The sequence below is a fragment of the Embleya sp. NBC_00896 genome, from assembly GCF_045207785.1.
Classification (GTDB): Bacteria; Actinomycetota; Actinomycetes; order Streptomycetales; family Streptomycetaceae; genus Embleya.
In genome coordinates this window covers 125,297-151,749 of the sequence record NZ_CP108777.1, presented here as the reverse complement: position 1 = coordinate 151,749, position 26,453 = coordinate 125,297, and the positions used below count along the sequence as shown (strand labels likewise).

Below are 26,453 nucleotides of genomic sequence, written 5' to 3'. Positions count from 1 at the left end.
GCTCCGCCCCCACCCCCTCCCGTACGACCAGCCCGACGCGCACCGAAAAGCAACCGCGCGCCGACGGCCGACGAGAAAGAGCGATTCCCCATGACCGCGAGCGCTGACACCCCGCACGCGCATCCGTCCGCGACCCCGGATCCCGAGGCAGGCCCGGAGACGAACTGGTTCACCACCGCCCGGTTCGGCATGTTCGTGCACTGGGGTCTGTACTCCCTCGCCGCACGGCACGAGTGGGTGAAGAACCGCGAGGAACTGACCGACGAGCAGTACCAGGTGTACTTCGACCACTTCGACCCCGACCGCTACGACCCCGCCGAGTGGGCCAGGGCGGCCAAGGCCGCGGGCATGCGGTACGTCGTGCTCACCACCAAGCACCACGACGGCTTCTGCCTGTGGGACAGCGCCCTCACCGAGTACAAGGTCACCAACACCCCGTACGGCCGTGACCTCGTGGGGCCGTTCGTCGAGGCGTGCCGCGCCGAGGGGCTCAAGGTCGGCCTCTACTACTCGCTGATCGACTGGCACCATCCGTCCTTCCCCGTGGACGGCACCCACCCGCAGCGCGACGACGAGGCGTTCAAGGCCGCCAACGCCGACCGGGACATCCGCGAGTACCAGCGCTATCTGCACGGCCAGGTCCGCGAACTGCTGACCTCGTTCGGACGGATCGACTACCTGTTCTTCGACTTCTCGTACGCCGAGCGCGCCTGGTGGGGCGGCAAGGGACCCGACGACTGGGACTCCCCGCAACTCCTGCGGACGATTCGCGAACTGCAGCCGCACGTCCTCGTCAACGACCGGACCGGCCTTCCCGGGGACTTCGTCACCCCCGAGCAGTACCAGCCGTCCGGTCCGATGACCGAGAACGGGCGACCCGTGGTGTGGGAAGCCTGCCAGACGCTCAACGGCAGTTGGGGCTACGACCGGGACAACCGGGACCACAAGAGCCCCGACCTGCTGATCCGAATGCTCGTCGACGGAGTGTCCAAGGGCGGCAACCTGCTGCTCAACGTGGGGCCCGACGGCCGCGGCGCGCTCGACCCGCGCGACACCGCGATCCTCGACGAGATCGGCCGATGGACGCGGTTGCACGAGCGGTCCATTCGCGGTTGTGGCCCCTCCTCGTACACCGCCCCCGCCGAATGCCGGTACACCCAGCGCGGCGACCGGCTCTACGTGCACCTGTTCGCCTGGCCGCCGCGTCACCTGCACCTGCCGGGACTGGCCGGCCGGGTGCGCTACGCCCAACTGCTCAACGACGCGTCCGAGATCATCCCGGTCCACATCGACCCGGACCGGCCCGCGGTCAACACCGAGATGGGCGGCCAGCCCGCCGGAACGCTGACGCTCCAGATCCCGGTCGGGCGCCCCGACACCCCCGTACCCGTCATCGAACTGTTCCTGGACGCCCAGGCGACCCAGGACGCCGAGGACACCACCCGGGACACCCCGACCGCCGGCTGATCACAGGCCGGAACACCGTCCGTACCTCCACCACATCCTCACGGAGGCACCATGCAACGCCGCACGTTCCTGATGGGTACCGCGGCAGGGGTGGCGCTGGCCGCCGCCCCCGTCGGCGGAGCGCTGACCGCGAGCGCGAGCGCGGCCCCCAGGGCCGTCCGCACACTGGACGAGCTGCAGGCCGCGATCGACCGGGCACGACCCGGCGACCGGATCGTGGTGGCCGACGGGACCTACACCGTCCCCTCGGACCGCCCGCTCACCATTCGGAACAAGCAGGGCACCGGGCGCGCGCCCATCACCATCGCGGCCCGGACGCAGGGCGGCGTCATCCTGGAAGGCGAGCACAGCTTCGTCTTCGAAGCGTCCGGTCACATCACCCTCGGCGGCTTCTCCTTCCGGCAGCGGAACACGCTGGACATACCCCCGGACTGCTCGCACATCAGGCTCACCCGCAACGACATCCACCTGGCCGACATCGAGGGCGTGCACTGGGTGATGGTGCGCGCGGACGACAGCACGGTCGACCACAACCACTTCCACGGCAAGAGCACCCTCGGCATCTACCTCGGCATCGAGGGCGCGAACACCGAGGAAATGGCCCAGCGCGTCCACGTGTACCGCAACTACTTCTCCGACCACACCTTCACCGGCTCCAACGGCGGCGAACCGATCCGGCTCGGCGTCAGCCCCCGCGCCCTGTCCAGCGCCCACGCGATCGTGGAGTACAACCTGTTCGAGCGGGCCAACGGGGACCCCGAGGCGATCTCGGTGAAGAGTTCGGACAACACCATCCGGTACAACACCATCCGCAACAGTTTCGGCGGGATCGTACTGCGGCACGGCAACCGCAACCGGGTGGAGGCCAACCACTTCATCGACGGCACCGAAGGCGTGCGGATCTATGGCAACGACCATGTGATCGTCAACAACCACCTCTCCGGCCTGGCCGGGCGCGCCCTGGTGATCGGCAGCGGATCGGAGCGCGATCACCTGCCCGGCGAGACGCCCGAGGCGCGCCGCGGCAACGACGCCCCCGACCGCGTCCTGATCGCCCACAACACCCTGGTGAACAACGGCGGCACGATCTCCGGCGAGAGCCAGCGCCCGCACGAGCCGCGCGACGTCACCGTCGCCGACAACCTGCTCGTCGCGGACACGGGCCAACTGGTCGCCATGGCCAACACCGTGCGCTTCACCTGGACGGGCAATCTCCTGTGGGGCGCCGCCGCGGACGGCAACATCCCTGCGGGCGGCGGTACCCGGGTCGACCCGAAGCTGGTGAAGGACGCGTACGGCATCGCCCGCCCGGCCGCCGGCAGCCCCGCGATCGACGCCGGCACGCTGCGCCGGCCGCGCATCACGCACGATATCGACGGACAGCCCCGCACCAGGACGCCGGACGTGGGCGCGCACGAATACTCCCGCCGGGCGCCGAGGCGCGGACCCCTGACCCCGGCCGACGTCGGTCCCCGGGCCGACTGAGCGCACTCGCCCACTTCGATCCAGGAGGCACCATGCAACGACGCACGTTCCTCAAGAGCTCGGCCGTGGCCGCACTTGCCGCGGTACCCCTCACCACCTCGCTGTCGGGCAGCGCATCGGCGGCCGATATCCCGGTCTCCTCCCTCGCGGCGCTTCAGAGCGCGATCAACGGCGCCGCACCCGGTGACCGGATCGTCGTCGCCGACGGAACCTACACGGTCCCCTCGGGCGGCTCGATCAACATCTCCAACAAGAACGGCACGAGCGCCGCACCCATCACCATCGTGACCAAGACGCGCGGCGGTGTGGTGCTGCAGGGCGCACGCGGCTTCGTGCTCAGCAATTCGAGCAACATCGTGATCAGCGGCTTCGCCTTCCGGCAGAGCACCACGCTCGAGATCCCGACGAACTGCTCGGCGATCCGGCTGACCCGCAACGACTTCCAGTTCGCGGACAGCGGCGATCCGTACTGGGTCGTCGTCCGGGCGAACGACACGAAGATCGACCGGAACCATTTCCACAACAAGACCACCGCGGGCATCTTCGTCGTCGTCGACGGTCCCAACAAGATCGACATGGCGCAGAACGTGCAGATCTTCCGCAACCACTTCTCCGACCACAGCTTTACCGGGGACAACGGCGGCGAGCCCATCCGCTTCGGCGTCAGCGGCCGGGCCCTGGCCGACGCCGGCGGAAAGGTGGAGTACAACCTGTTCGAGCGCTGCGACGGCGACCCCGAGGCCATCTCGGTGAAGTCCTCGGGCAACACCATCCGGTACAACACCATCCGCGACAGCCGCGGCGGCATCGTGCTGCGGCACGGCAACGGTTCGACGGTGGAGGGCAACTACCTGATCGGCGGCACCGACGGCGTACGGATCTACGGCAACGACCATGTGATCGTCAACAACTACCTCAGCGGGCTGTCCGGCCGGGCCCTGGTGGTCGGCAGCGGCAGCACCCGTGACCACACCCCGAGTGAGACGGAGACCCAGCGGCGGGGCAACGACGCCTGCGACCGCGCGGTGATCGCGCACAACTCCCTGATCAACAACACCGGCATGCTGTCGGGCGAGACGCGGGCGTTCGAGCCGCAGGACGTGACCATCGCCGACAACCTGCTGGTCGGCGACTCCGGCAGCCTCGTCGCCATGGGAGCCACCTCCGGCTTCACCTGGCAGAGCAACCTGCTGTGGGGGGCGGCCGCCAACGGCAACATCCCCGCCGGAAGCTTCATCCGGGCCGACCCCCGGCTCAGTCAGGGCGCGGACGGTGTTCTGCGGCTCACGGCAAGCAGCCCGGCGATCGGCGCGGCCACGCTGGGCGGCATCGTCCTGGCCGACGACATCGACGGGGACCAGCGCGGCAGCGTACGGGACATCGGTGCCGACGAGTACGCGACGACGCACGCACTCCGGCACCCCCTCACCGCCGCGGACGTGGGCCCGAACGCCCCCTGAGCGACCACCGGTGACGGGGCACCGCACACCTGACCGGTCCGTCCACCCGACCCCGCCGGTCCATCCGACCCGGTCCGCCCGACCCCCGTGCGGGCGGACCGGGTCGGATCCCCACAGGGCGATCGCAGACCATCCGCAGGCCGACCGCAGGAAGGCAGGGCCATGACCGAGGAGAGCACCCGGAGCGCGGCGGAGCGCCCCCCGCTCCGCCCGCCGGCCGGGCCGACGGACACAGCGGGGGGCGGGCGGACCCGTCTGGGCCTGTGCTCGGTCACCTTCCGCCGGCTGCCCGCCGCCGAGGTCGCGCGACGCGCGGCCGACGCGGGCCTGGAGGTGATCGAGTGGGGAGCGGACGTGCACGCGCCCGCGGGGGAGCCCGGCACGGTCCGCGCGGTCCGTGAGGTCTCCGACCGCTACGGGCTGGCCTGTTGCTCGTACGGTTCGTACTTTCGCGCCACCCCCGCCGAGTTGGCCGGGTTTCCCGCTGTCGCCCGGGCCGCCGTTCTGCTCGGGGCATCCCGGGTACGGGTCTGGGCGGGCGGAACCGGATCGCGGTCCGCCCTGCCGGACGAGCGGCACGAAACCGTGCGCTGCCTGCGGGAGGCGGCCCGGATCGCCGCGGACCACGGCCTGGAGCTCGCGCCGGAGTTCCACGGCGGAACGCTCACCGACACCGTCGCCTCGACCGTCCGGCTGCTGGACGAGGTGGGCGCGGACAACGTCCGCACGTACTGGCAGCCGCCGCAGGACACCCCCGACGAGCAGGCGCTGGCAGGGCTCGTCGAACTCGGCGACCGGGTCACCGCCGTGCATGTCTTCTCGTGGTGGCCCGGCAACAACCGACTGCCGCTGGCGGACCGTTGGGACCTGTGGACCGCAGCCCTCGGCCTGCCGGCGGTCCGGGGTGTCGAGGCGCTCCTGGAGTTCGTCCCCGGAGACGACTCCGCGGTGCTTGCGCGCGAGGCCGAGACCCTGAGGCGCGCCGCAGCACAAACCTCCTCGATCCGACGTGGTCGACTGTGATCCGGCAGGGCACGAGTGAGATGTCCCGTCGCCCGCCCACCCACCAAGACGCCAGGACGGCAGGCATGCAACTCGAGGACGACGACACGCTCCTGTTCATCGGCGACTCCATCACCGACGCGGGCCGCGATCGTGCGGATCCCGCATCGCTCGGCGAGGGATACGTCCACGAGATCGCGCGGACTCTGCGCGAGCGGGCGCACGACGGACCCGGCCCCCGCGTCATCAACAGGGGGATCAACGGCCACCGCGTGTACGACCTCGAATCCCGCTGGAACACCGACGTCATGGACCACCGGCCCACGGTCGTCACGGTCAAGATCGGCATCAACGACACCTGGCGACGCTACGACCGCAACCTGCCCAGTCCGGTCGACGAGTTCGAGGCGTGCCTCGACCGCCTGCTCGCGGCCACCGCGCGGAAGCTGTCCGCACAGTTGGTCGTCATCACCCCGTTCCTGCTTCCGGCCGGGCCGGACCAGGAACGCTGGTTCGAGGACCTGTCGCCGCGTACCGACGCCGTCCTGCGGGCCGCTGCGCACAACGCAGCCCAAGTGGTTCGCGCGGACCTCGTGCTGCCCCGCGCGGCGCAGGACCGGGAGCCGGCGGAGCTGGCCCCGGACGGCGTCCACCCGAGCCCTCTTGGGCATCGGCTGATCGCCGACGCCTGGCTCGCCGAGGTCGCTCCCACGGCCGCGGACGCACGGCGGTAGCAGCGCCGCCGGTCACCACCACCGGAGCGTCGGATGCGCGCTCGCGTCCGTGCAGACCCTGGATCCGGTGCAGTCACCGCCCGGTCGGCTCTCCTCCAGGGCTGGTTGCGGATGGAGCGGTGGCCGGGGTCCGCGATCCGCGAGCCCGTACCGCTTTACGAGCTCGGACGCCGCGTGCGCCGCGCCTGTGCCGTCGAGTCACGGACGACCAGCTTTACCGGCAAGGTCATGGGCTTGCCGGTGCGCGGTGCCGGGTTGCCGCGCGAGGACAGCAGCGCGTCGACGGCAGCCTGTCCCTGGGCGCGCAGCGGGGCGGCGACGGTGGTCAGCCCGGGCCTGACGATGCGGGTCGGGAAGATGTCGTCGAAGCCGACCACGCTGACGTCCTCGGGAACTCGGACGCCGCGTGCCTGGAGAGCGAGCATGGCCCCGATCGCCAGTTGGTCGTTGTAGGCCACGACGGCGGTCGGCAGGTCGTCGGGGAGCGCGTCGGCGGCTTCGCGACCGCCTGCGACCGTCGGCGCGAACGGGCCCACGCGCTGCACCCGCATGTCCAGCCCGGTCGCCGCCTCGCGCAGGCTCCGCAACCGCATCCCGTCCGCCCACGAGGCCTCCGGGCCGGCCACGTAGGTCACCGTGCGATGACCCAACCGGGCCAGATGTTCCGCGGTCACGAGCATGCCGTGCGGGTTGTCGAGGGTGAGGCTGGGGACGTCGGCGACGTCCCGGTTGAGGACGACCACCGGCCGCTGCTTGGCAATCATGCGGATGGCCGAGTCCGACAGTCGGGTACCCGCCAGCACGAGTCCCTCGACGGCGGGCAACGCCCGCTCCAGACTGGCGCGTTCCACCCGGTCGGACTCCTGGGCGTCGATCAGCAAGAGGACGAAGCCGGCCTCGGCGGCGGCGGACTCGGCTCCCCGGATGATCTCGGCGTAGAACGGGTTGGTCACGTCGGAAACCACCAACGCGAGCATCGAGGTGCGGCCGGTGGGCAATCCCGACGCCAACGGATTGACGCGGTAGCCGAGCTCCGCGGCAACGCGCCGGATGCGTTCCGCGGTCGCCGCGTTGACCCGGCCCGGCCTGGCGAACGCCCGGGACACGGTGGACGCGGCCACCCCTGCGGCCCGGGCTACGTCGTAGATCGTCGGTGCCTTGCTCCCACCGGTCGCGGCGGTCGGCGCGCCGTCACGCTCGCTCACCCGATCTCACTTCCGTTCTCGTGGGAAAGCCGCAGGTCTGGGGCGGCGACACCCGGTATCGGACGACGCCATGGCTGCCCATCGGATGGTGGGCGGGAGCGCACTGTACTCCGTTTCGACGCCGTCACCCCGGCGCAGCCGTCGTCAAACGGCTACGCCGCCGGCCACCCGGCTGCCCGAACAGCGGTCCCCCGCTGACGGGCGAGACAGGCGCCCGCGGCGGCGCCGCGCATTCAGGCGGGTTCGGGGGTGAGCGTTTGCGGGGTGGGGGCGCTGGAGGTCAGGCCTGCTTGGTGGGCGGCGGCGGTGGTGGCGGCGAGGACGGTGTGGACGGGAAGGCCGAGGCGGGCGGCGAGGGCGGCGGCGGGGGCGAACTCGGGGGTTGCTTGGAGGATTCTGCCGCAACGGTGGCCCACCTTGACGGGGAGGCGGCTGCCGAGGACGTCCACGTGGGTCCAGCCTCGTTGGAGTTCGGTTTTGCGGACCGGCCGTTCGCGTACGCCCAGGGTGGTGGTGAGGCGGAAGACGGCGTCACGGAGGGGTTGGGCGCCTTGCGGTGGGCACAGGACGGAGAGCGTGTGCGCGGGGCGGCCCTTCTTCATGAGGATCGGGGTCAGCCAGGCGTCCGAGGCGCCGGCCTCCATGAGGGACGTGAGGACGCTGGGCCATGCGCGCGGGTCCAGGTCGTCGATATTGGTTTCCAGGACGACGGCTTCGGAGGCGTCGGAGGCGGATTCGAGGGTGGTGGCGGGGGCCGGGGTGCCGAGGAAGACGCGGGTGACGTTGGGGCGTCCGGGGGTGTCGCGGCTGCCGGCCCCGATGCCGGTTCGCTCCAGACGCAGGTGTGGCAGGGGGGAGCACTCGCGGGCCAGGGTGGTGAGCAGCGCCATGCCGGTGGGGGTGGCGAGTTCGCCCTCGCCGCCCGCGAACACTTGCCACTCGGCGGCGAGTTCGGCCACCGCAGGGACGGGGACGGGGAGTTCGCCGTGGGCGGTGGTGACGCGGCCGGCGCCCAACGCCACGGGACCTGCGGTCAGATCGGTCACGGCGAGGTCGTGCAGCGCGGCACAGACGCCGACGACGTCGGCGATGGAGTCCCAGGCACCCACCTCGTGGAAGTGCACCTCTTCCGTTGTGGTGCCGTGTACGTGTGCCTCGGCGACGGCGAGGCGACCGAAGGCGGCGAGTGCCGACGTGCGGACCGGATCGGCCAGGGGTGCCTGCTCGATGAGGCGGCGTACATCACGCCACGTTCGGTGTGCGTGGTCGTCGTCGCTCGGCGTCACCTGGATCCGTGTCGCTCGCATACCGGCGCGGGTGACCTGTGTCTGCGTGAGGCGTACCTCGCCGGGGACCACCGCCTCCACCGCGGCACGCACGGTGCTCAACGCGGCCCCGCCGTCGACGAGGGCGGCGAGCAGCATGTCCCCGGCGATGCCGGCGGACGCATCGACCCACGCGGCCCTCATGGGCGCAACCGATGCAGGACCTCGCCGGCTTGCGGCACGACGAGTGTGTCCGGGTCGGCGGCGAGCGCCGCGAAGTCCACCGCGGAGGGGTCCAGATGGCCGAGGTTCGCCCCGCGGACGACGTCTTCGGGAATGCCGGTCGCGAGGGTGACGGTCAACCGGCAGCGCTCGCCGCGCTCTTCGTCGTACGTGCCCGCGCCGCGCAGGTGTGTGGAGTGCGCCAAGACGCCCCAGTGCAGGTGCTTGAAGCGGTCCCACTGCTTGGTGAAGTAGTCGCGGCAGTGGTAGCCGATGTCCTCGATCTCCGGGTGCATCGCGGAGATCGTCCGCACGTGCGGCGCGTACAGGACGACCTCGCCGCCGTCCGCGACGACCGGTTCGAGCTTGTAGAAGCCTTTCGCCGCGGTCCAGATGTCCTCGTACTTCTCCGGGATCACGGACACCACACGCCGCACGGGGGCGTCGAGGTAGCGGACGTGGACCTGCGCGGACACGTCGGCCGCCGCCGACCAGGCCGCCTCCGGGGTCCCGTACGCCATCGAGTGCAGCGCCCCGGTGCCGGATTCGACCACGACGCACAGCGCGCGCCTGCGGCTCGGGATCAGCGCGGCCGCCTCGTGGATCAGCGCGCGGACCGGGGTGATGCCGCGCGTTCCGATGATCTCCGCGCTGGTGATCAGGGCCCCGAGCCAGTGCGACAGGTCGATGATGTCGGCGCCCGCGACGCCGGGGAAGAAGTACTTGTCCCCGCCGGAGAAGCCGACCACTTCGTGCGGGAAGACCGGGCCGACGACCAAGGCCACGTCGTGCTCCACGACGGCCCGGTTGAGGCGCACGTCGACCTCTTGGCGCAGCAGCCCGCCGGACAACTCGGCCACGCGCTCGGCGCCGATCGTGCCGACCGAGGCGAACGTCGACGGCTTCCACCACTCGTGGTTGAGGACGGTCATGCCCGGCAGCGGCGGGATGTGGGCGGCCAATTCGGCCTCGCCCATCGGCGCGTGCGTACCCAACGCGACGAGCACCGTCAACCGGGAGACCCGGCCGTACAGCGCGTCGTGCACCGCGGCGAGCAGCAGCGGAAGCGGGCAACTGCGGGTGCCGTCGGGTACCACCAGGCATACGCTCCGGCCGTCGAGATCCTCGCCGGCCAGTTGTTCGGCGACGAAGGCTCGCACCTGGGCCTCGGGAAGGACCGCGCCCGGCCCACCGATCTGTGCTGTCATGGCGGCCAGAGGACCATGGCGTCCGACGCGGTGCAAGTGCCCAGGGCAACACATGGCAACCGGTTGCCGCGCCGGGCCGACGGCAGCGAACATGCCGTCATGCCAAGCCTCCACTCCGACCGACCACTCCCCGTCGACCCCGGTGTGCGGGCTCTCGCCCGGCGCCGGTACGAGACGGCGCGCGACCTGCCGATCCCGTCACCGCACCGGCTCGACCGGGACGAGGCATTCGAGGCGGCGGCGGAACCGGTGAGCGTCAACCCGCGAAAGGTCTTCGAACTGTGACCGCCCAACCCGCGACCCGGCCCTTGTCCCGCGCGGTCGACGGACGCCCCGCCGCGCCGGTGCGCATGCTCCACCTCGGCCTGGGCGGCTTCTTCCGGGCCCACCAGGCCTGGTACACCGAGCACGCCGGCGACGCCGACCGGTGGGGGATCGCGGCGTTCACCGGGCGCAGCACCGCGATCGCCGAGCGGCTGACCGCCCAGGACGGGCTCTACACGTTGGTCACCCGTGCTCCCGACCGCGACCGCTTCGAGGTGGTCGGTTCGCTTACCTCGGCGCACTCCGGCGGCGACCACGCCGCGTGGCTGGACCACTGGCGGCGGCCGGAACTCGCGGTGGTCACCCTGACGGTCACCGAGGCGGCGTACGCACGCGCCCCCGGGGGCGGCCTGGACACCCGACGCGCCGATGTGAGTGCCGATATCACCGCACTCCGCGCCGATCCGAAGGCCCCGGTATCGACAGTCGCCGCGCGGCTGCTGGCCGGGCTGGCCGCCAGGCGGCGCGCGGGCGGCGGCCCCGTGGCTGTCGTGCCGTGCGACAACCTGCCGGGAAACGGCGAGGTCACCGCACGGGTGATCGGCGAAATGGCGGACGCGATCGGGCGCCCCGAATGGCGCGAGGCGGCCGCGCACGCCTCGTACGTCGGCACCATGGTCGACCGGATCACCCCGTGGACCACCCCGGACGACGTGGCCGCCGTCCGCGACGCGACCGGGCGCCGCGACGAAGTCCCCGTCGTCACCGAGCCGTTCACCGAGTGGGTGCTCAGCGGCGAGTTTCCGGCCGGGCGGCCCCGCTGGGAGGACGCCGGTGCCCGCTTCGTCGCCGACGTCACGCCGTACGAGGAACGCAAACTGTCGCTGCTCAACGGCGCCCACTCGCTGTTGGCGTACGCGGCGCCGTTCCGCGGGCACGCCACCGTCGCCGAGGCCGTGGCCGATCCGGTCTGCCGGGTCTGGGTGCGTGAATGGTGGGACGAGGCCTCGGCCCACCTGGACTTCCCCGAAACCGCGCTGGCCGCCTACCGGGACGCGCTGACGGCCCGCTTCGCGAACCCGCGCATCCGGCACACCCTCGCCAAGATCGCCGAGGACGGGGCCCAGAAGATCCCGGTGCGCGTCCTTCCGACGCTCTACGCCGAGCGGACGTCCGGGGCGATGCCGCCCGGCGCGCTCCGCGTCATCGCCGCGTGGATGCTGCACCTGCTCGGAAGCAACGGGATCCCCGTACGAGACGCCGCAGCCCCGGTCCTCACCGGATCACCGTCCGACGCTGCGCACGCCGTGCTGGCCTTCCTCGATCCCGCCCTCGCCCGAGACACCGAGCTGGTCGAGGCGCTCACCGCCCGCGCCTGGGAACTCGCCTGACCGAAGACGTCGTCATCGGCGTGGACGTCGGGAACCTGGGACATCGCCCGGACCGACAAGTATCAGCAGGAGGAGAAGCACGTCATGCTTCCGGGACTGTCCGACACCGACAGCGAGGCCGCCGACCGCGTCGGGACACTGCTCCACACGCCCGGACGGCTCGGTGTGGCCTTCTCCGGAGGAGTGGACTCCTCCGTGCTGTTGGCCCTGGCCGTCCGAGCGCTGGGCGCCGATCGCGTGGTCGCGGTGCTCGGCGTCTCGCCCAGCCTCGCCGCGGACGAGCGGACGGCAGCGCTGCGGGTCGCCGCGAAGATCGGTGCGCGCGTGGTCGAGGTCGCCACCCATGAGGGCGACCTGCCGGCCTACCGGGCCAACGGCCCCGACCGGTGCTTCCACTGCAAGGACGAGTTGTTCGCCCGCATTTCCGCGGAGGTGGTCCGGGCGCACGGCCTGACGGCCGTCGCCTACGGGGAGAACGCCGACGACGTGGTGCGTGCGGACCGTCCCGGCGGCAGGGCCGCCATGCGCCACCGGGTGCTGCGCCCGCTCGCCGACGCGGGCCTGGACAAGGCGGCGGTCCGCCGGATCGCCGCCGCGCTGGACCTACCGTGCGCGGACAAACCGGCCGCGCCTTGTCTGGCCTCGCGGATCCCGCACTTCAGCGAGGTCACACCGCAAAAGCTGAGACAGGTGGAGGCGGCGGAACGGGGCCTGCGCGAGCTGGGCTTCAGCGACTGCCGGGTCCGCCACCACGGCGATGTCGCACGGATCGAGGTGCCCGTCGCCGAGATCGCGGCGCTCGCGGGCGACCTGCGCGAGGCGGCCCTGGCGGTGGTCCGTGCCGCCGGGTTCCGGATGGTCGCCGTCGATCTCGCCGGCATGCAATCGGGCGCCTTCACGCTTTCCCTGATCGGAGTCCGCCATGGCTGAATCGTTCGCACGTCTCGACCACGACCGGATCGACCGCAGGGGATATCCGGAGGCGATCTTCTGCGAGGGGAAGACCCCGGACCAGGTGGGCGCGATCGCTGCCGAGCTGCGCGAGCGCGGCCGGGCGGTGGCCCTGTTCACTCGCGCCGGTCCCGAGCACGCCCGGGCCGTCCTCGCCGAACTGCCCGACGCCCGTCACGAGTCGGACGCCCGGTTGCTGGTGTGGCCGCCCGAACCCCCCGCTCCGGAGGGAGGTCTCGTGGTCGTGTTGGCGGCGGGCACCTCCGACCTCCCGGTGGCCCTCGAGGCCGAACTGACCGCCCGCTATCTGGGACGGCACTGTGAGCTGGCCGTGGACGTGGGCGTTGCCGGACTCCACCGCGTGATCGGCATGCTCGACCTGCTGCGTTCCGCCCGGGTCGTGGTGGTTGCCGCAGGCATGGACGGCGCGCTGCCCAGCGTGGTGGCGGGGCTGATCGCCGCGCCCGTCGTCGCGGTGCCGACCTCCGTCGGCTACGGAGCGGCCTTCGGCGGCCTGGCACCCCTGCTGTCGATGCTCAACGCGTGCAGCCCCGGGGTTGCGGTCGTCAACATCGACAACGGCTTCGGGGCCGGGCACCTCGCCGCGCAGATCGCGGCACCCCTCACGCCGGCGGGCGGCGCTCCATCGTGGGGGTCGGACGGCCGGGAATGAGCCCGCGCCGTGGCCGGCTACCCCCCAGCGGTTTTCGAGGACCCGCCCCGACCCGAGGTCCATGATCGGACGCGAGACGGGCGGCGGACCGCGCAGTCGCCTGCACGCCCGCGGCGTCCCGATATCCCACCCCACCTCGATCCATGTCGTCGGGGTTTTTCTGCGTCAGGGCGGCAGGGCGCTCGGTCCCACGCATGGCCCAAGTCGTCGACAGGCCTTGCTGATCGGCGCCTGTGCCCACCCCCGCACACAGGCTCTCGCGGCAACACATGACAACCGATTGCCGTGGCCTCCGGCTGCGGACAACCATGGGGAGCATGCCCTCCTCACTCCATCCCGACAGGCTCCTGCCCGTCGACGCACAAGCACGCGCAGTCGCCCGCCGTCTCTACGAAGCGGTCCGGGACCTGCCGATCCTGTCGCCGCACGGTCACGTGGACCCTCGGTTGCTGGTCGACGACAAGCCGTTCAGCGATCCGGCGAGTCTGCTGATCTCCTCCGATCACTACGTCACGCGCCTGCTGCACGCCTGCGGTGTCCCGCTCGACGAACTCGGAGTAGGGCAGGGGCCACTGTCCGAACAGCAGGCCCGCCAGGTGTGGCGCACGATGTGTGAGCACTGGACCGCCTTCCGTGGGACCCCTGTCCGCTACTGGATGGAGGCGGAACTCGTCGAGATCTTCGGCGCGACCGAGCGGCCCGCCGCGGCCACGGCCGACCGGATCTACGACCGGATCGCCGCGCGGCTGGCCGATCCGGCCTTCCACCCGCGGGCACTGTTCCGCCGCTTCGGCATCGAGGTGCTGGCCACCACCGACGACCCCGCGGACGATCTGGCCGCTCACCGGGCACTGGCCGCCGACCCCGACTGGACGGCGCGGGTCCTGCCCACCTTCCGACCCGACCGCTACCTGGAACCCGGTCAGGGTTGGGGAACGGCCGTGACGCGCCTGGGCGAGGCCGCGGACATCGACACCTCGGACTACGACGGCTACATCCGGGCGTTGGAAAACCGACGACGCCACTTCATCGCGCACGGCGCCACCTCCGCCGACCACAGCCACCCGGACGTGGGCACCGAACCGCTGACCCACGGCGAGGCCGCCCGCATCTACCGGGCCGCGTTGCGGGGCACGGCGAGCGAAGCCGAGGGTGTCGCCTTCCGTCGACACATGCTGCTCGAGATGGCCCGCATGTCCTGCGACGACGGCCTCGTGATGACCCTGCACCCATCCGTGCGCCGCAACCATCACGCGCCCACCCACGACCGGTTCGGTCCCGACACCGGCCACGACATCCCGCTGCGCGCCGAGTTCACCGACGCCCTGCGTCCACTCCTGCAGAGGTACGGAACCGCCGAAGGATTCCACCTGATCCTGTTCACCCTCGACGAGGCCGTCTTCACCAGGGAGATCGCTCCGCTGGCCGGGTTCTACCCCTCGGTCTACGCGGGCGCCCCGTGGTGGTTCCTCGACGCCCCCGACGCCATCCGCCGGTTCCGCCGCGCGGTTACCGAGACAGCGGGATTCTCCCGGACGTCCGGCTTCGTGGACGACACCCGAGCCTTCTGCTCCATCCCCGCCCGGCACGACATGTCGCGGCGGCTGGACTGCGGCTATCTCGCCGAACTGGTCGCCGAGCACCGACTCGACGAGGACGAGGCGATGGAGACGGCCGTGGATCTGGTCACGGTCAACCCGCGAAAGGCGTTCAAGCTGTGATCACCGCCTCGACCCGCACCCTCGGCGGGCGTCCGGCGCCGCTTCGCATCCTCCGTCCGGGACCGGGCGGGTTCTCGCGGGCACACCAGGCCGGGTACACCGGGCACGCGACGGACACCGCCCACCGGGGCATCGCCTCCTTCACCGGCACCGGCACCGGCACCGGCACCGGCACCGGCACCGGCACCGGCACCGGCACCGGCACCGGCACCGGCACCGGCACCGGCACCGGCACCGGCACCGGCACCGGCACCGGCACCGGCACCGGCACCGGCACCGGCACCGGCACCGGCACCGGCACCGGCACCGGCACCGGCACCGGCACCGGCACCGGCACCGGCACCGGCAGCGGCACCGACAACGCCCGGCGCCCGACCGCCCGAGGCGGCATGTACACCCTGATCACCCGGGGGAGCGACGGCGACCGGTGCGAGCCGATCGCGTCGGTCGGCGCGGCGCATCCGGGTGCGGACCCCGCCACTCGGCTCACCGACCGGTCGTCACCGGACCCGGCGGTCGTCGCGCCGACCGTCACCGAAGCGGGCGACGGCCAGACTCCCGAGGGCGGCCTCGACAGCGCACTGCCGGCGGTCACGGCCCGGGCCGGGGACCTCATATGACCGACGAGGTCGTCATCGGCCTCGATGTCGGGACCACCGCGGTCAAAGCCGTCGCTTTCCGGCTCGGCTCCACCCGGCGACATCTCGCCACCCGGGAGTGCCCGCCCGGTCCCGCCCAGAACCTGGCACACGTCTCGGCCGCGATCACCCACGTCCTGAGCGAATGCGCGAACGCCTGCACGGGCTCGCGCATCGTGGCGATATCCGTCGGTACGGCGATGCACGGCCTGCTCGCGCTGGACGACCGCAAACACCCACTCACACCCTTGGTGACGTGGGCGGACGACCGTGCCGTGGACCAGGCGTGGCAACTGCACCTCTCCGGGCAGGCAACCGAACTACAGCGCGTCTCCGGCACTCCCGTCCATCCGATGACCCCACTCACCAAACTGCTGTGGTTCCGCCAGGAAACACCGGAGCTGTGGTCGCGAACCCGTTGGTGGGCCGGATTGAAGGACCATGTCCTGCTTCAGTTGACAGGCCATCTCGTCACCGAACTGTCCTCTGCCTCCGGAACCGGCATGCTGGACATGACAACACGACAGTGGAACCCCGAGGCGCTACGGCTCACCGGTGTCCGGCCCGAGCAACTGCCCCGAATACTGCCCACCACGGCAGTCTTGGACCTCTCGCCCGCCGCGGCGCGGGCAACCGGTATCCCCGCCGGCACTCCCGTCGTCACGGGCGCAGCCGATGGCCCCCTCGGCAACCTCGGTACCGGGGCGATTGCCCCCGGCGTGGCCGGACTCTCGTTGGGCACCAGCGGTGCGGTGCGAACCGTGGCGACCGAACCGTACGCGGATCCGGAGAGCCGACTGTTCAGCTACGCGCTGACCGACTCGATCTGGGTGATCGGCGGCGCGGTCAGTAACGGCGGCAGCGTGGTCCGCTGGGCCGGAGACGTATTCGCCTCCGATGTGGAAGCAGGTCCACGACGCGACACCGAGCTGCTCGAACTGGCCGAAGCGGTACCCATCGGCAGTGACGGCCTGGTCATGCTTCCTTACCTGCTTCCCGAACGCTCACCGCTGTGGAACCCACAGTTGCGCGGCGCCTATCTGGGGCTCACCCACCAGCACACCCGCGGCCACTTCGTGCGCGCCGCCGTCGAAGGAACCGCTCTTCGTCTCGCGGAAATCGTCGCCGACCTGGACCGCGTCCATCCCATCACCTCCGTGCGCATCACCGGCGGCACCTTCCGCTCGCCGTTGTGGCAGAGCGTGGTCGCCGCCGCACTCGACCGACCCACGGTGTTCTCCTCGGGCGCGGAAGGCACCGCTCTCGGTGCTGCGGCACTGGGCCTGTACGCGCTGGGGCGCGCCTCTCGTCTCGACACCGCCCCGGCCCTGTTGGACTCTGCATACGCCGCAGGCGAACCGGTATCCGTCAGTGCTCACGATGCCGAGCAATACCGCTCGATGCGTCGAAGAGCGGAGTGACCGACGACCGATCCCCGAGCGTCGACGCGGCCGACATCGTCACCGGCCTTGCCCGCGCCACAGCAAGGCGAGGTTCTTCACCAGGCGCCCGACGCTGGTTCGAGTCGGGCTGCGGGAGCGCCGGGCCGGTCGGGTGCCGGGCGGCGTCGCGTGCATCTCCTCGCAGACGTCACCGGTCAGGGGCGGGTGGGGACTTCCCACAGGGTTACTTTCACGGGCGAGACCGCGCGGCGGACACATCGGCGAACGGGCCGTCCGCTCCACGGTCGTACGCGGCGGCGGGTGCCCTCGTCGAAGTCGGACCGGGGATTGGACTCTCGCTGCTCCGCCGGCGCCGTGAGGGTCCCACGGCTTCATCCGAAGCGTGATCTCGTCGTGATGCGCCTGGTCGAGGGGCGATCCCTCGAGGAGTGCCTGCGCGCGGACGGGCCGTTGCCCGCCCCGCGCGCGGTCGAGGTCGCGACCGCGCTGCTCAAGGCGCTGCAGGCCGCCCACGCCGCCGGGATCGTGCACCGCGACCTCAAACCGGCCAACGTGATGCTCACCGACGACGGCCAGGTGCTGCTCACCGACTTCGGTATCGCCGTCCACGAGACCGACACCAGACTCACCGCCGCGGGAGGCGTCATCGGCTCCGCCGAGTACATGGCGCCCGAACGCCTCCACGGCACCCGGGACCAGGCCGCCGGCGACCTGTTCTCGCTGGGGGCGACCCTGTACCAGGCGGTGGAGGGCATCTCCCCGTTCCGACGCGAGACCCCCACCGCCACCATCGCCGCGGTCGCCCTCCACGAACCCCCGCCGATGCGGCACGCCGACCCCGTCCTGGCCTCCCTCGTCACCGCCCTCCTCGCCAAGAACCCCGAGGACCGGCCGACCGTCGACAGCACCCTGGCCATCCTGCACGCCGGCACGCGCACGATGACAGCGGCGATGCCCATGCCATCGCGCCCACCCCAGCCGTCGACCGCGCCCGCGACGTCGACCGAGACGACGGCGGCGGTGTCCCGGGCGGGGCGTGCGGGCCGTCTGATCACGGGGACCTGCTTCCTGGTGCCCGCACTCGGGGTCATCGCATTCGTTTGCTCCCGGATCGCCGTTCTCAGAGGTCGCGATTCCGTCTTCGCCCCCTCCCTCGTCGCCTCCGTCCTGGTCGCGGTGCTCTTGGGGCTGGCGGCGATGTTCTACCGCTGGAAAGGCCATGGCAGGCCCTCCTACCGGATCGTCGGCGCGACCTTCCTCCCCGTCTTCCTCCCACTGGCCCTGATCTGGACAGTGTGGAACGCATTGTTGCGTTTGGTCCCGAACCCGGCCGGCGCTCGGACCGGTGGACGACGCGCAGCTTGCCGTCGAAGACGGCCAGGGCGGGCTTGGCGCCCACGGCCGTCGCGTGGCTGGAGAGTTGACGGTCCGGGCCCACCGGGTGCCGTCGAAGATGGCCTGCCACTTTCGAGTTCTCGTCGGTCGGCTTCTCAGTGCGCGTTCATCAGGGCGTCGGCGGTGTGGACCCTTGCCCATCGCGGATACAGCGGGTCGGGCCGCTTGGACGTGTGGGTCTACCGCACCAGGAAGGCGGCGATGTACGAAGGCGCGAAGCCGGCCATGGCATGCGGCATGCACGAGGACGAGAAGGCCCGCCTCCTACACCGAATCACCTTCGCGCCGCTGCGGCAGGGCGCCCTCCGTGCGCCCGGCCGGGTTGCGAGCGAGGCTGCCGGGGGCTCGTCCACCTGAGCGGGCCCGGTCGGCCGGGCGCCGCCATCCTCGCCGGATGTGCGGCCAGGGAAATCAGATCTGGTTCAGGCCGCCGTCGACGTACAGGCTCGAACCGGTGATGAAGCTGCTCTGCTCGGAGGCGAGGAAAGCCACGGCGGCGGCGATCTCCTCCGGGCGCCCGAGCCGGCCCAGCGGCACCTGCGTAGCCAGGTGCCGCCTGAGGCCGGCGGCCTGCTCCGGGTCGGGAGCGAGCCCCGACAGACCAGGAGTATCGGTCGGGCCGGGCGTGACGGTGTTAACCCGGATGCCGCGTCCCTTGAGTTCGTTGGCCCAGGTGCGTGCGAACGATCGGGTGGCGGCCTTGGACGCCGCGTACACGCCGAACGCCTCCGCGCCGACGTCCACGTTGGTAGAGCCGTTCAGGATCACCGAGGCGCCGTCGTTGAGCAGTGGCAGTGCCTTCTGGACGGTGAACAGCGTGCCCCGGACGTTGATGTCGAAGAGGGCGTCGAAGTGCTGTTCGGTGATCTGTTCCAGCGTCGCGAACGCGGCGACGGAGGCGTTCGCGAACAGTACGTCCAGGCCCCGTCCCCGGCTGCGGATCGTCTCGTAGAGCCGGTCCAGGTCGGCCGGGTTCGAGATGTCGCCGATCACCGCGGTAGCCGATGACCCGATTGCTTCGACGGCCGTGTCGAGTTCGGTCTTGCGCCGGCCGGTGATGAACACGTGTGCACCCTCGGCCGCCAGCCGTATGGCACTGGCCAAGCCGATTCCGGTGCCGCCCCCGGTGACGAGGGCGGTCTTACCGTCAAGCAGTCCCATGTGAACAACCTCTCTCGACTTCCGCATCGATCGCTGCTGAAGTCGAACGGTAGCACTTCCGCATCGATCGATGCGGAATGGGTAGACTGCGGGAGTGGAGACGAAACAGAGCGGCCCGACCGGTCGACCGCGAGGATTCGACGCCGACGAAGCTCTCGAGCGCGCCGTGCTGGTCTTCTGGGAGCAGGGCTACGACGGGGCCAGCCTGGCCAACCTGACGGCCGCGATGGGCATCTCCACCACCAGCATGTACGCGGCCTTCGGCAACAAGGAGGAGCTGTTCCGCAAGGCATTGGAGCGCTACACCGAAGGCCCGGGCGCATACCTGAACCGGGCCCTGGAAGAACCGACCGCCCGCGGCGTCGTCACCGCGATCCTGGCCGGCACCGTTCGAACCACCACCCGCCCGGCCCACCCCCACGGATGCCTGGGCGTCCAGGGCGCCCTGGCCGTCGGCGACTCCGGGCGTGGAGTCCGTGACCTTCTCGTCGCTTGGCGCAACAACGGCTGCTCCTGCGTCCGAGAGCGGTTCCAGCGAGCCGTCGATGACGGCGACCTGCCTCCGGAGAGCAATCCGGGGCTACTGGCCCGCTACGTCACCACCTTGGCATTCGGCATCGCCGTGCAAGCCGCGAGCGGTGTCGGCCGCGATGAGCTCCAGGAGATGGCCGACGCCGCCCTACGCAACTGGCCGCTCTCCTGAGAACCGCCCGGCGTTCGTCTTCGCGAGCAACTGTTCGCTGTAACGGCCGGTTCTCACAAACCCGGCACCTGCCGCCGAACGGCCTGCGGTTCGCGCACGCGCCGCCGTACCCCCGCCCAGGACATCTTGCGCGCCGGCGCGGGCCCCTGCACCCCGAGGGACGCGCGATTCTTCGCCCGTCCCGGGGCCCACGTCGCCGAGGTCCTGCTCCCGCCCTTCGTGCAGGGAGCGGGCCGCGGCGGGGTTGTGCTCGGTTCGGGTGGCCTGCCCGGTGCGGGCGCGGCACATGAGCTGGTCGAGAGCTTCCGCGAGGTTCGCTTCGTGCGTGTCGGCGTCGGTGCGCCGGGCCGGCGCCGGCAGCGGTCCCGGACTCAGGGCGTGCCGCGCACCGGGCGCTCGGGACGCGGCGTTGCCGACAGGGGCGGGGTGAGGAGCGGCTCGAGCAGCTGAGCGAGCTGCTCGCGCTGTTTTGGATCGAGTCGACCGGTGGCCGGTGCGAGGGTGTCGCGGACTTCCTCGTACAGGCGCTGGGTGAGGTCGCGTCCGGCGTCGGTGATCAGGACGACGACGGCGCGCTTGTCGTCGGGGCCGGTACCGCGTGTCAGCAACCCGCGCCGTTCGGCGCGGGCGATGAGGCCGGACAGGGTCGACTTGTCCAGGCCCAGAAAGGCCGCGAGGTCGCTCATGCGGGGGCGTCGGTCGCGCAAGATGCCGAGCACGCGCAGCTGGGTGAGGGACAGGTCGTGCTCGGCGCCGATGCGAGTGAGAACGCCCATGACCTGGAAGGCGCTGCGGACCAAGCCGTCGACCAGGGCGTCCGTGGAGTCGTCGGGAACCATGAATGCCACCCTACTTGACATTGTTTGCATTACCAACAACTCTCTAAGTGATTGGTATTACAAATCAACCCGTGGGAGTTCCTCATGCATGCTGCGGTCATCACGGCGTTCGACGCGCCGCCCGTCTACGGCGAGCACCCCGAGCCTGTGGCCCAGGGCGAGCACGAGATGGTGGTGGACGTCCTCGCGGCGGGCTTGCACCACCTGACCCGGGCCAAGGCGGACGGCAGCCACTACTCCGCCACCGGCGTCTTCCCGCTGGTGCCCGGCGTCGACGGCGTCGTGCGCGACTCTTCGGGCCGCGTGCGTTACGCGGCCCTGGACGACACGAACCTCGGCACCTTCGCCGAGCGCACCGTGATCGACACACGCCGAAGCGTCGTCCTGCCCGACGACGTGGATCCCGTCCGGATCGCCGCCGCGATGAACCCGGGCATGTCCTCCTGGGTCGCCCTGCGCCGCCGCGTCACCTTCCGCGAGGGGCAGCGCGTTCTCATCCTCGGCGCGACCGGCAGTGCCGGACGCATGGCCGTCCAGATCGCCAAGCGGTTCGGCGCCGCCCAGGTCTTCGCCGTCGGCCGCGACGCCACCCGCCTCAAGGCGCTGCCCGACCTCGGCGCGGACCCGGGCGCTCGCCTTCGACGAAATCGCCGCAGCAGCCGACGTCGACGTCGTCCTCGACTTCGTGTGGGGCGCCCCCGCCGCCGGCGCCATGCTTGCGATGCTTACCGCCCGTGCCGACCGCTCTGCCCCGCTGACCTGGGTCCAGATCGGCTCCATGGCGGGCGAGTCCGCCCCGATACCTTCCGCGGCGCTGCGTGCGGCACGGTTGAAGATCGTGGGCAGCGGCATCGGCTCGGTCCCTGCCCGTGACTTCATCGCCGAACTGCCCGAGCTGGCGAAAGCGGTGACCGAGGGCACCATCGACGTCCAGGCCCGTGCCGTGCCGCTGGTCCAGATCGCGCAGGCATGGTCCGAGAAGACCAGCGAGCGCCTGGTCTTCGTGCCCTGAAGCCCTCGGCCCACCTCACGTGTTCCGGCTGCCTGCCGCCGCTCCACGCGGCAGGCAGCCAGGCAAAACAAAGAGACCGCGGCTTCCTCCGCCCACCACCTGACCTCAGTCGAACAAGCGCCTGGGCACGTTTGGAAGTACGCCAAAGTAGACCGTTGCCCCAGTTGGAGCAGTGCACCAATTTGGCGCACCGCTCCAAATGTGTCACTGTGGCGGCATGGCAACGAGAACCAGCCGGCCTCAGCGGCGTAACCAGGTGCTCTCCCGGGAGCAGATCATCGAGACTGCGATCGAGCTGCTCGATGCGGGCGGCGAGAGCGCGCTGACCACTCGAGCGCTGACCGAGCGCCTGTCCACCGGGTCCGGGGCGATCTACTACCGGGTGGGCAGCCGTGACGAACTGCTGGACACGGCAACGGAAACGGTCGTCACTGCCGCACTGGCAGCCAAGCCCGCCGGGGCTGCGGCCACGCCCGAGGACGAGATCCGCACCGTCGCGCTGGCACTGTTCGACGCGATCGCCGAGCACCAGTGGCTCGCGACACGGCTGACTCTGCAGATCGTCCGGAAGCCATTCGGCCCAGTGACGGTGGGGATCTTCGAACGGATCGGCCGGCAGGTGGGTGCGCTGGGTGTGCCACAGGCTTCCTGGTTCGACGCCGCCTCGACGCTTGTGCACTACATCCTCGGGGCCGTCAGCCAGAACGCCCGCATCGACGGTGACACCTCGACCGTCCAGCCCGACCGTGCCGAGTTTCTCGGAGCGACGGCGACGGCCTGGCAGGGCCTCGCTCCCGAGGATTACCCGTTCATGCACGCCATCGTCGGCCAGATCAGGGAGCACGACGATCGCGAGCAGTTCCTCACCGGCATCGCCATCGTCCTCGATGGCCTGACCCGGCTCGGTTGACCCGCCCCGTCGGGCGGGTCCCCGGCGTGTGTTCTCAGAAAGGCATCTCTCATGCGTGACGTAGTGATTGCAGGCGGTGGCCCGGTCGGCTTGTTCCTGGCCACCGAGCTCGCCCTGGGCGGTTGTTCCGTCCTGGTGCTGGAGCGGGACGAGGAGGTCACCTCGCCGTACAGGGCGCTCCCGCTCGGATTGCGCGGCCTGAGCGCCGGATCGGCCGAGGCGTTCTACCGCCGCGGCCTGCTCGAAGCAGTGATCAACGCTTCGGGCGCCGATGCGAAGAAGGTCGGCGCGGCCCCCGACGCGATCGAGGCGCCGGGCCCCCGAGACGTGAGCCATTTCGCGGGCATGGGCCTTGACGCGGCCGACATCGACGTATCCGCCCTCCCGTTCCGGCTGTCCAGCCCGGCGATGGAAGGCTTCATGACCAGCCTCGAAGCGGTCAGCACGGTCATGGCCGAGCGCGCCATCGCGCTCGGCGTGAACATCCTCCGGGGCGCTCCCGTCATAGCCGTGACGCAGGACGACGAGTCCGTCACCGTCACGGCAGGCGGACAGGAGTACCAGGCCCGCTACCTGGTGGGCTGCGACGGCGGACGCAGCACGGTGCGCGGCCTCGCCGGCTTCGACTTCGTCGGCACGGACCCGCTCTTCACCGGATACGTCGCGCGCGTCACCTTCGCCGACCCGCAGCAGCTGCCACTCGGCTTCAACCTGACGCCGAACGGCATGTATCTGCGTACGCCCTTCGAGGGGCACCTGGGCATGATGGACTTCGACGGCGGCACGTTCGACCGCTCGAAGCCTCTGACTCGCGAGCACCTCCAGGAGGTCCTGCGCCGCATCACCGATACCGACGTGACGCTGACCGATGTTCAGCTGGCATCGAGCTTCACGGACCGTGCGATGCAGGTGACGACCTACCGCAAGGGCCGCGTGCTGCTCGCCGGCGACGCCGCGCACATCCACTCCCCCCTCGGCGGCCAGGGGCTCAACCTCGGCATCGGTGATGCCGCCAACCTTGGCTGGAAGCTCGCCGCGACCGCGACCGCGACCGTGCACGGCACCGCGCCCGAGGGCCTGCTCGACACCTACACCCGTGAGCGCTACCCCGTAGGCGCCGCGATCCTGGACTGGTCACGCGCCCAGGTGGCCACCATGAAGCCCGGCCCCAACGCTCCCGCGCTGCGGCAGTTGGTCCACGAGCTTCTGAGCACCACGGACGGAACGACCCTCGCCTACCGGAAGACGACCGGGCTGTTCAACCGCTACGAACTGGGCAGCGCGCAGCCGCTCGTCGGCTGCACCGCTCCTGACTTCTGTTTCGAGGACGGCACTCGCCTCGGTGACTTGTTGCGCCAAGGCCGGGGCGTGGTCCTCGACTTCAGCGGCGACCACGCGCTACAACGTGTGGCCAAGAGCTGGGAGGGCCGGATCCAGTACGCGGCCGGCACGGCACGCAACGACCTCGGATTCAGCGCCCTGCTCATCCGCCCGGACGGCGTCGTGGCCTGGGCAGACGATCACGCCCCCGACCTTGAGGCATTCCAGCAGGCCGCGAACCGTTGGTTCGGTAGCCCGCAGAACTAAAGCCACGGACCCGCTCCGGCTGGACAGATCGCTGCGCGAAACCGCGGCAGGAGCCGCCTCTGCGGCGGGCCGTCGCCGGGCTCGTGTCCGGGGCCCGGCCGTAGCAACACACCACAGACCGCGGTCCCATGACGGTCAGAGAGAGGCGCGCTCATGGAGGAAGACTTCACGCTCGCCCTGGTCCGCGCGTACTACGCCCACTTCTGAGCGCACCGCCTGATGCTACAGGTTGCCTCTGCCCGAGACGGCTGCTTCCGCCCAGCTTTGAGCCATGGCCGTCTCGGGTATCTGATGCCGTCGCTGTGATTCGGGGTCATCAACCCCCGCACGTAAACCTGGACGGCGTCCTGAGGCCGACGCACGCTGGGCAACTCCCCACCGTCAAGCTCCCATTCGCGCACCACGATGTTGCCCGCAGCACGGGGGAGTCAGCAAGGCCACCACCTTCGCCGCGGGCACCAAGCCCTGAACGGCCCCGGACCGTTCCCGGACGGCCGGCCCCTCCTCATCGCGCGCGCCCCAGCGGCGGCTGGCTACGGCCCCGTGCCCCGCGCCGATGACCCCTCTTCGGCCCTTTGGAGATGAACATGACCACACGTCAGCGTCGCACCATGTCGACGAAAGCCAAGGTAATGGTCGCTTCCGTGGCTGCGATCGCCGCAGCCGGGCTCGCCGTGCCGGCGATCACTTCCGCACAGGCGGAACCCCTCGCGCAAGCCGACACCGCGTACGCCGCAAGCGCAGTACAGAGCAGGCACCCTGACGCCCGCTGTTACGAGGTGCAGGTCCCGGTAACGGTCAGGAAGATAGGCAAGGCCCACATATACGGAGAGCTGTGTCAGCCGCGAAACGGCGGCAAGACGAGCAAGACCGTTCAGCTGCTCGTGCCGGGCTCCACTTACAACCACAGCTACTACGACATGCCGGTGAAGTCTTCCCGCTACTCGTACGTCTCCAAGGCCCTCGACGACGGCTTCTCCACGTTCAACATCGACCGGCTCGCCACGGGCAAGAGCACCCTGCCGCCCAGCTCGCGTTACACCCTCGACTCCGGGACCGAGGCCATCCACCAAGTGATCACCAAGCTGCGTGCGGGGCAGATCAAGGACCGCGGGTTCGACAAGATCGTATGGGTCGGCCACTCGCTGGGCTCGTCCATGGCCTGGGACCTGGCCAAGAAGTACAACGACGACATCGACGCCTTCGTGCTCACCAGCATGAGCCACGTCGTCCGCGACGAGGAGCCGTCGGACGAGGGGCCTGGAGAGGACGTCCCATTCGAGATCAAGGCCATGGACGATCCCAAGTTCCATGGCAAGATCAACGATCCCGGCTACCTGACGACGAATGCCGGCATGCGGCAGTTCTTCTACTACGCCCCCAACACCGACCCGGCCGTCATCAAGGCGGACGAACGCCTCAAGGACGTGAGCACCGCAGTGGACTCGGAAAGCACAAACCTTCCTCCGGCACAGTCCCCCTCCCGCTCGATCAAGGTGCCGACCCTCCTGGTCGTCGGTGACAAGGACCAATACTGCACCCCCGGCACCTGCACGCCTGAGTCGATGCTGACCAACGAGCGGCCGTACTACTCCGACAAGGCCGACCTCAAGGCCATCGTCGTGCCTGACAGCGGCCACGACGTGCAGCTGCACAAGAACGCGCCCACGACCAACGCGGCGATCCTCCAGTGGATCAAGGACGCGATGTCCTGACTCGCCCCGTGGCATGGTCAGCTGACCTGTCTGCCCCCGGAG

General features: G+C 70.7%; 22 protein-coding genes and 1 pseudogene. 18 read left to right on the top strand and 5 right to left on the bottom strand.

Annotation, left to right across the window (positions count from 1 at the left end; genetic code table 11):
* The first annotated feature begins 90 nt into the window (after positions 1–90).
* The 5 genes from OG928_RS33900 (at position 91) to OG928_RS33880 (ending at position 6,148) form a co-directional block, all read left to right on the top strand.
* A complete protein-coding gene (locus OG928_RS33900; protein WP_331765828.1) occupies positions 91–1,467 on the top strand; it encodes an alpha-L-fucosidase in 1,377 nt (458 codons plus the stop codon).
* Between the two features lie 51 nt (positions 1,468–1,518).
* Entirely contained in the window at positions 1,519–2,952 is a 1,434-nt protein-coding gene (locus tag OG928_RS33895) for a polysaccharide lyase 6 family protein (protein ID WP_331765827.1), read from the top strand.
* Positions 2,953–2,984: 32 nt separating this feature from the next.
* Positions 2,985–4,412 carry a polysaccharide lyase 6 family protein gene (locus OG928_RS33890; RefSeq protein WP_331765826.1) on the top strand — a complete coding sequence of 476 codons (1,428 nt, stop codon included), beginning with the start codon at positions 2,985–2,987 and terminating at the stop codon, positions 4,410–4,412.
* A gap of 162 nt (positions 4,413–4,574) precedes the next feature.
* Complete coding sequence (locus OG928_RS33885) at positions 4,575–5,435, top strand: TIM barrel protein (RefSeq protein ID WP_331765825.1); 861 nt, start codon at positions 4,575–4,577, stop codon at positions 5,433–5,435.
* A gap of 65 nt (positions 5,436–5,500) precedes the next feature.
* Positions 5,501–6,148: an SGNH/GDSL hydrolase family protein gene (locus OG928_RS33880; RefSeq protein ID WP_331765824.1), complete on the top strand. Its 648-nt coding sequence runs from the start codon at positions 5,501–5,503 to the stop codon at positions 6,146–6,148.
* Positions 6,149–6,303: 155 nt separating this feature from the next.
* On the opposite strand, the gene OG928_RS33875 is transcribed toward OG928_RS33880, so the two are convergent.
* The 3 genes from OG928_RS33875 to OG928_RS33865 form a co-directional block, all read right to left on the bottom strand.
* The gene (locus OG928_RS33875) at positions 6,304–7,353 is read right to left on the bottom strand and encodes a LacI family DNA-binding transcriptional regulator (protein WP_331765823.1); all 1,050 of its coding nucleotides are present in this window, start codon (positions 7,351–7,353) and stop codon (positions 6,304–6,306) included.
* Between the two features lie 233 nt (positions 7,354–7,586).
* Positions 7,587–8,822, bottom strand: coding sequence for a nickel pincer cofactor biosynthesis protein LarC (larC, locus tag OG928_RS33870; RefSeq protein WP_331765822.1), 1,236 nt, complete (start codon positions 8,820–8,822; stop codon positions 7,587–7,589).
* Positions 8,819–10,048, bottom strand: coding sequence for a lactate racemase domain-containing protein (locus OG928_RS33865; RefSeq protein WP_331765821.1), 1,230 nt, complete (start codon positions 10,046–10,048; stop codon positions 8,819–8,821). The genes larC and OG928_RS33865 overlap by 4 nt, the downstream gene beginning before the upstream one ends.
* Positions 10,049–10,147: 99 nt before the next feature.
* Between OG928_RS33865 and OG928_RS33860 the strand changes: the two genes are divergently transcribed.
* The 8 genes from OG928_RS33860 to OG928_RS33825 all read left to right on the top strand — a co-directional run bounded on the left by OG928_RS33860 (position 10,148) and on the right by OG928_RS33825 (position 18,841).
* Positions 10,148–10,333 carry a hypothetical protein gene (locus tag OG928_RS33860; protein WP_331768354.1) on the top strand — a complete coding sequence of 62 codons (186 nt, stop codon included), beginning with the start codon at positions 10,148–10,150 and terminating at the stop codon, positions 10,331–10,333.
* Entirely contained in the window at positions 10,330–11,703 is a 1,374-nt protein-coding gene (locus OG928_RS33855; protein ID WP_331765820.1) for a mannitol dehydrogenase family protein, read from the top strand. Before OG928_RS33860 ends, OG928_RS33855 begins: the two co-directional genes overlap by 4 nt.
* A gap of 84 nt (positions 11,704–11,787) precedes the next feature.
* Positions 11,788–12,633, top strand: coding sequence for an ATP-dependent sacrificial sulfur transferase LarE (larE, locus tag OG928_RS33850; RefSeq protein ID WP_331765819.1), 846 nt, complete (start codon positions 11,788–11,790; stop codon positions 12,631–12,633).
* Positions 12,626–13,327, top strand: a complete 702-nt coding sequence (larB, locus tag OG928_RS33845) for a nickel pincer cofactor biosynthesis protein LarB (protein ID WP_331765818.1) — start codon at positions 12,626–12,628, stop codon at positions 13,325–13,327. The genes larE and larB overlap by 8 nt, the downstream gene beginning before the upstream one ends.
* Before the next feature lie 317 nt (positions 13,328–13,644).
* Positions 13,645–15,048, top strand: a complete 1,404-nt coding sequence (gene uxaC, locus OG928_RS33840; RefSeq protein WP_331765817.1) for a glucuronate isomerase — start codon at positions 13,645–13,647, stop codon at positions 15,046–15,048.
* Positions 15,045–15,668, top strand: a complete 624-nt coding sequence (locus OG928_RS33835) for a hypothetical protein (protein ID WP_331765816.1) — start codon at positions 15,045–15,047, stop codon at positions 15,666–15,668. Before uxaC ends, OG928_RS33835 begins: the two co-directional genes overlap by 4 nt.
* Entirely contained in the window at positions 15,665–17,107 is a 1,443-nt protein-coding gene (locus OG928_RS33830; RefSeq protein WP_331765815.1) for a gluconokinase, read from the top strand. Before OG928_RS33835 ends, OG928_RS33830 begins: the two co-directional genes overlap by 4 nt.
* A gap of 150 nt (positions 17,108–17,257) precedes the next feature.
* Positions 17,258–18,841: a serine/threonine-protein kinase gene (locus OG928_RS33825; RefSeq protein WP_331765814.1), complete on the top strand. Its 1,584-nt coding sequence runs from the start codon at positions 17,258–17,260 to the stop codon at positions 18,839–18,841.
* A gap of 54 nt (positions 18,842–18,895) precedes the next feature.
* Here the strand turns inward: OG928_RS33825 and OG928_RS33820 are convergent, their stop codons facing one another.
* Positions 18,896–19,645 carry an SDR family oxidoreductase gene (locus tag OG928_RS33820; RefSeq protein WP_331765813.1) on the bottom strand — a complete coding sequence of 250 codons (750 nt, stop codon included), beginning with the start codon at positions 19,643–19,645 and terminating at the stop codon, positions 18,896–18,898.
* A gap of 94 nt (positions 19,646–19,739) precedes the next feature.
* On the opposite strand from OG928_RS33820, the gene OG928_RS33815 reads away from it, so the two are divergent.
* Positions 19,740–20,348, top strand: coding sequence for a TetR/AcrR family transcriptional regulator (locus OG928_RS33815; protein ID WP_331765812.1), 609 nt, complete (start codon positions 19,740–19,742; stop codon positions 20,346–20,348).
* A gap of 371 nt (positions 20,349–20,719) precedes the next feature.
* On the opposite strand, the gene OG928_RS33810 is transcribed toward OG928_RS33815, so the two are convergent.
* Complete coding sequence (locus OG928_RS33810) at positions 20,720–21,187, bottom strand: MarR family transcriptional regulator (protein ID WP_331765811.1); 468 nt, start codon at positions 21,185–21,187, stop codon at positions 20,720–20,722.
* 84 nt (positions 21,188–21,271) lie between these two features.
* On the opposite strand from OG928_RS33810, the pseudogene OG928_RS33805 reads away from it, so the two are divergent.
* From OG928_RS33805 to OG928_RS33790, 4 genes and pseudogenes are all read left to right on the top strand, one after another.
* A pseudogene (locus tag OG928_RS33805) lies at positions 21,272–22,199 on the top strand (zinc-binding alcohol dehydrogenase family protein).
* A gap of 217 nt (positions 22,200–22,416) precedes the next feature.
* Positions 22,417–23,109, top strand: coding sequence for a TetR/AcrR family transcriptional regulator C-terminal domain-containing protein (locus tag OG928_RS33800; RefSeq protein WP_331768208.1), 693 nt, complete (start codon positions 22,417–22,419; stop codon positions 23,107–23,109).
* Between the two features lie 51 nt (positions 23,110–23,160).
* The gene (locus OG928_RS33795) at positions 23,161–24,696 is read left to right on the top strand and encodes an FAD-dependent oxidoreductase (RefSeq protein ID WP_331765810.1); all 1,536 of its coding nucleotides are present in this window, start codon (positions 23,161–23,163) and stop codon (positions 24,694–24,696) included.
* 587 nt (positions 24,697–25,283) lie between these two features.
* Positions 25,284–26,411: an alpha/beta hydrolase gene (locus tag OG928_RS33790; RefSeq protein WP_331765809.1), complete on the top strand. Its 1,128-nt coding sequence runs from the start codon at positions 25,284–25,286 to the stop codon at positions 26,409–26,411.
* The last annotated feature ends 42 nt before the right edge of the window (positions 26,412–26,453 follow it).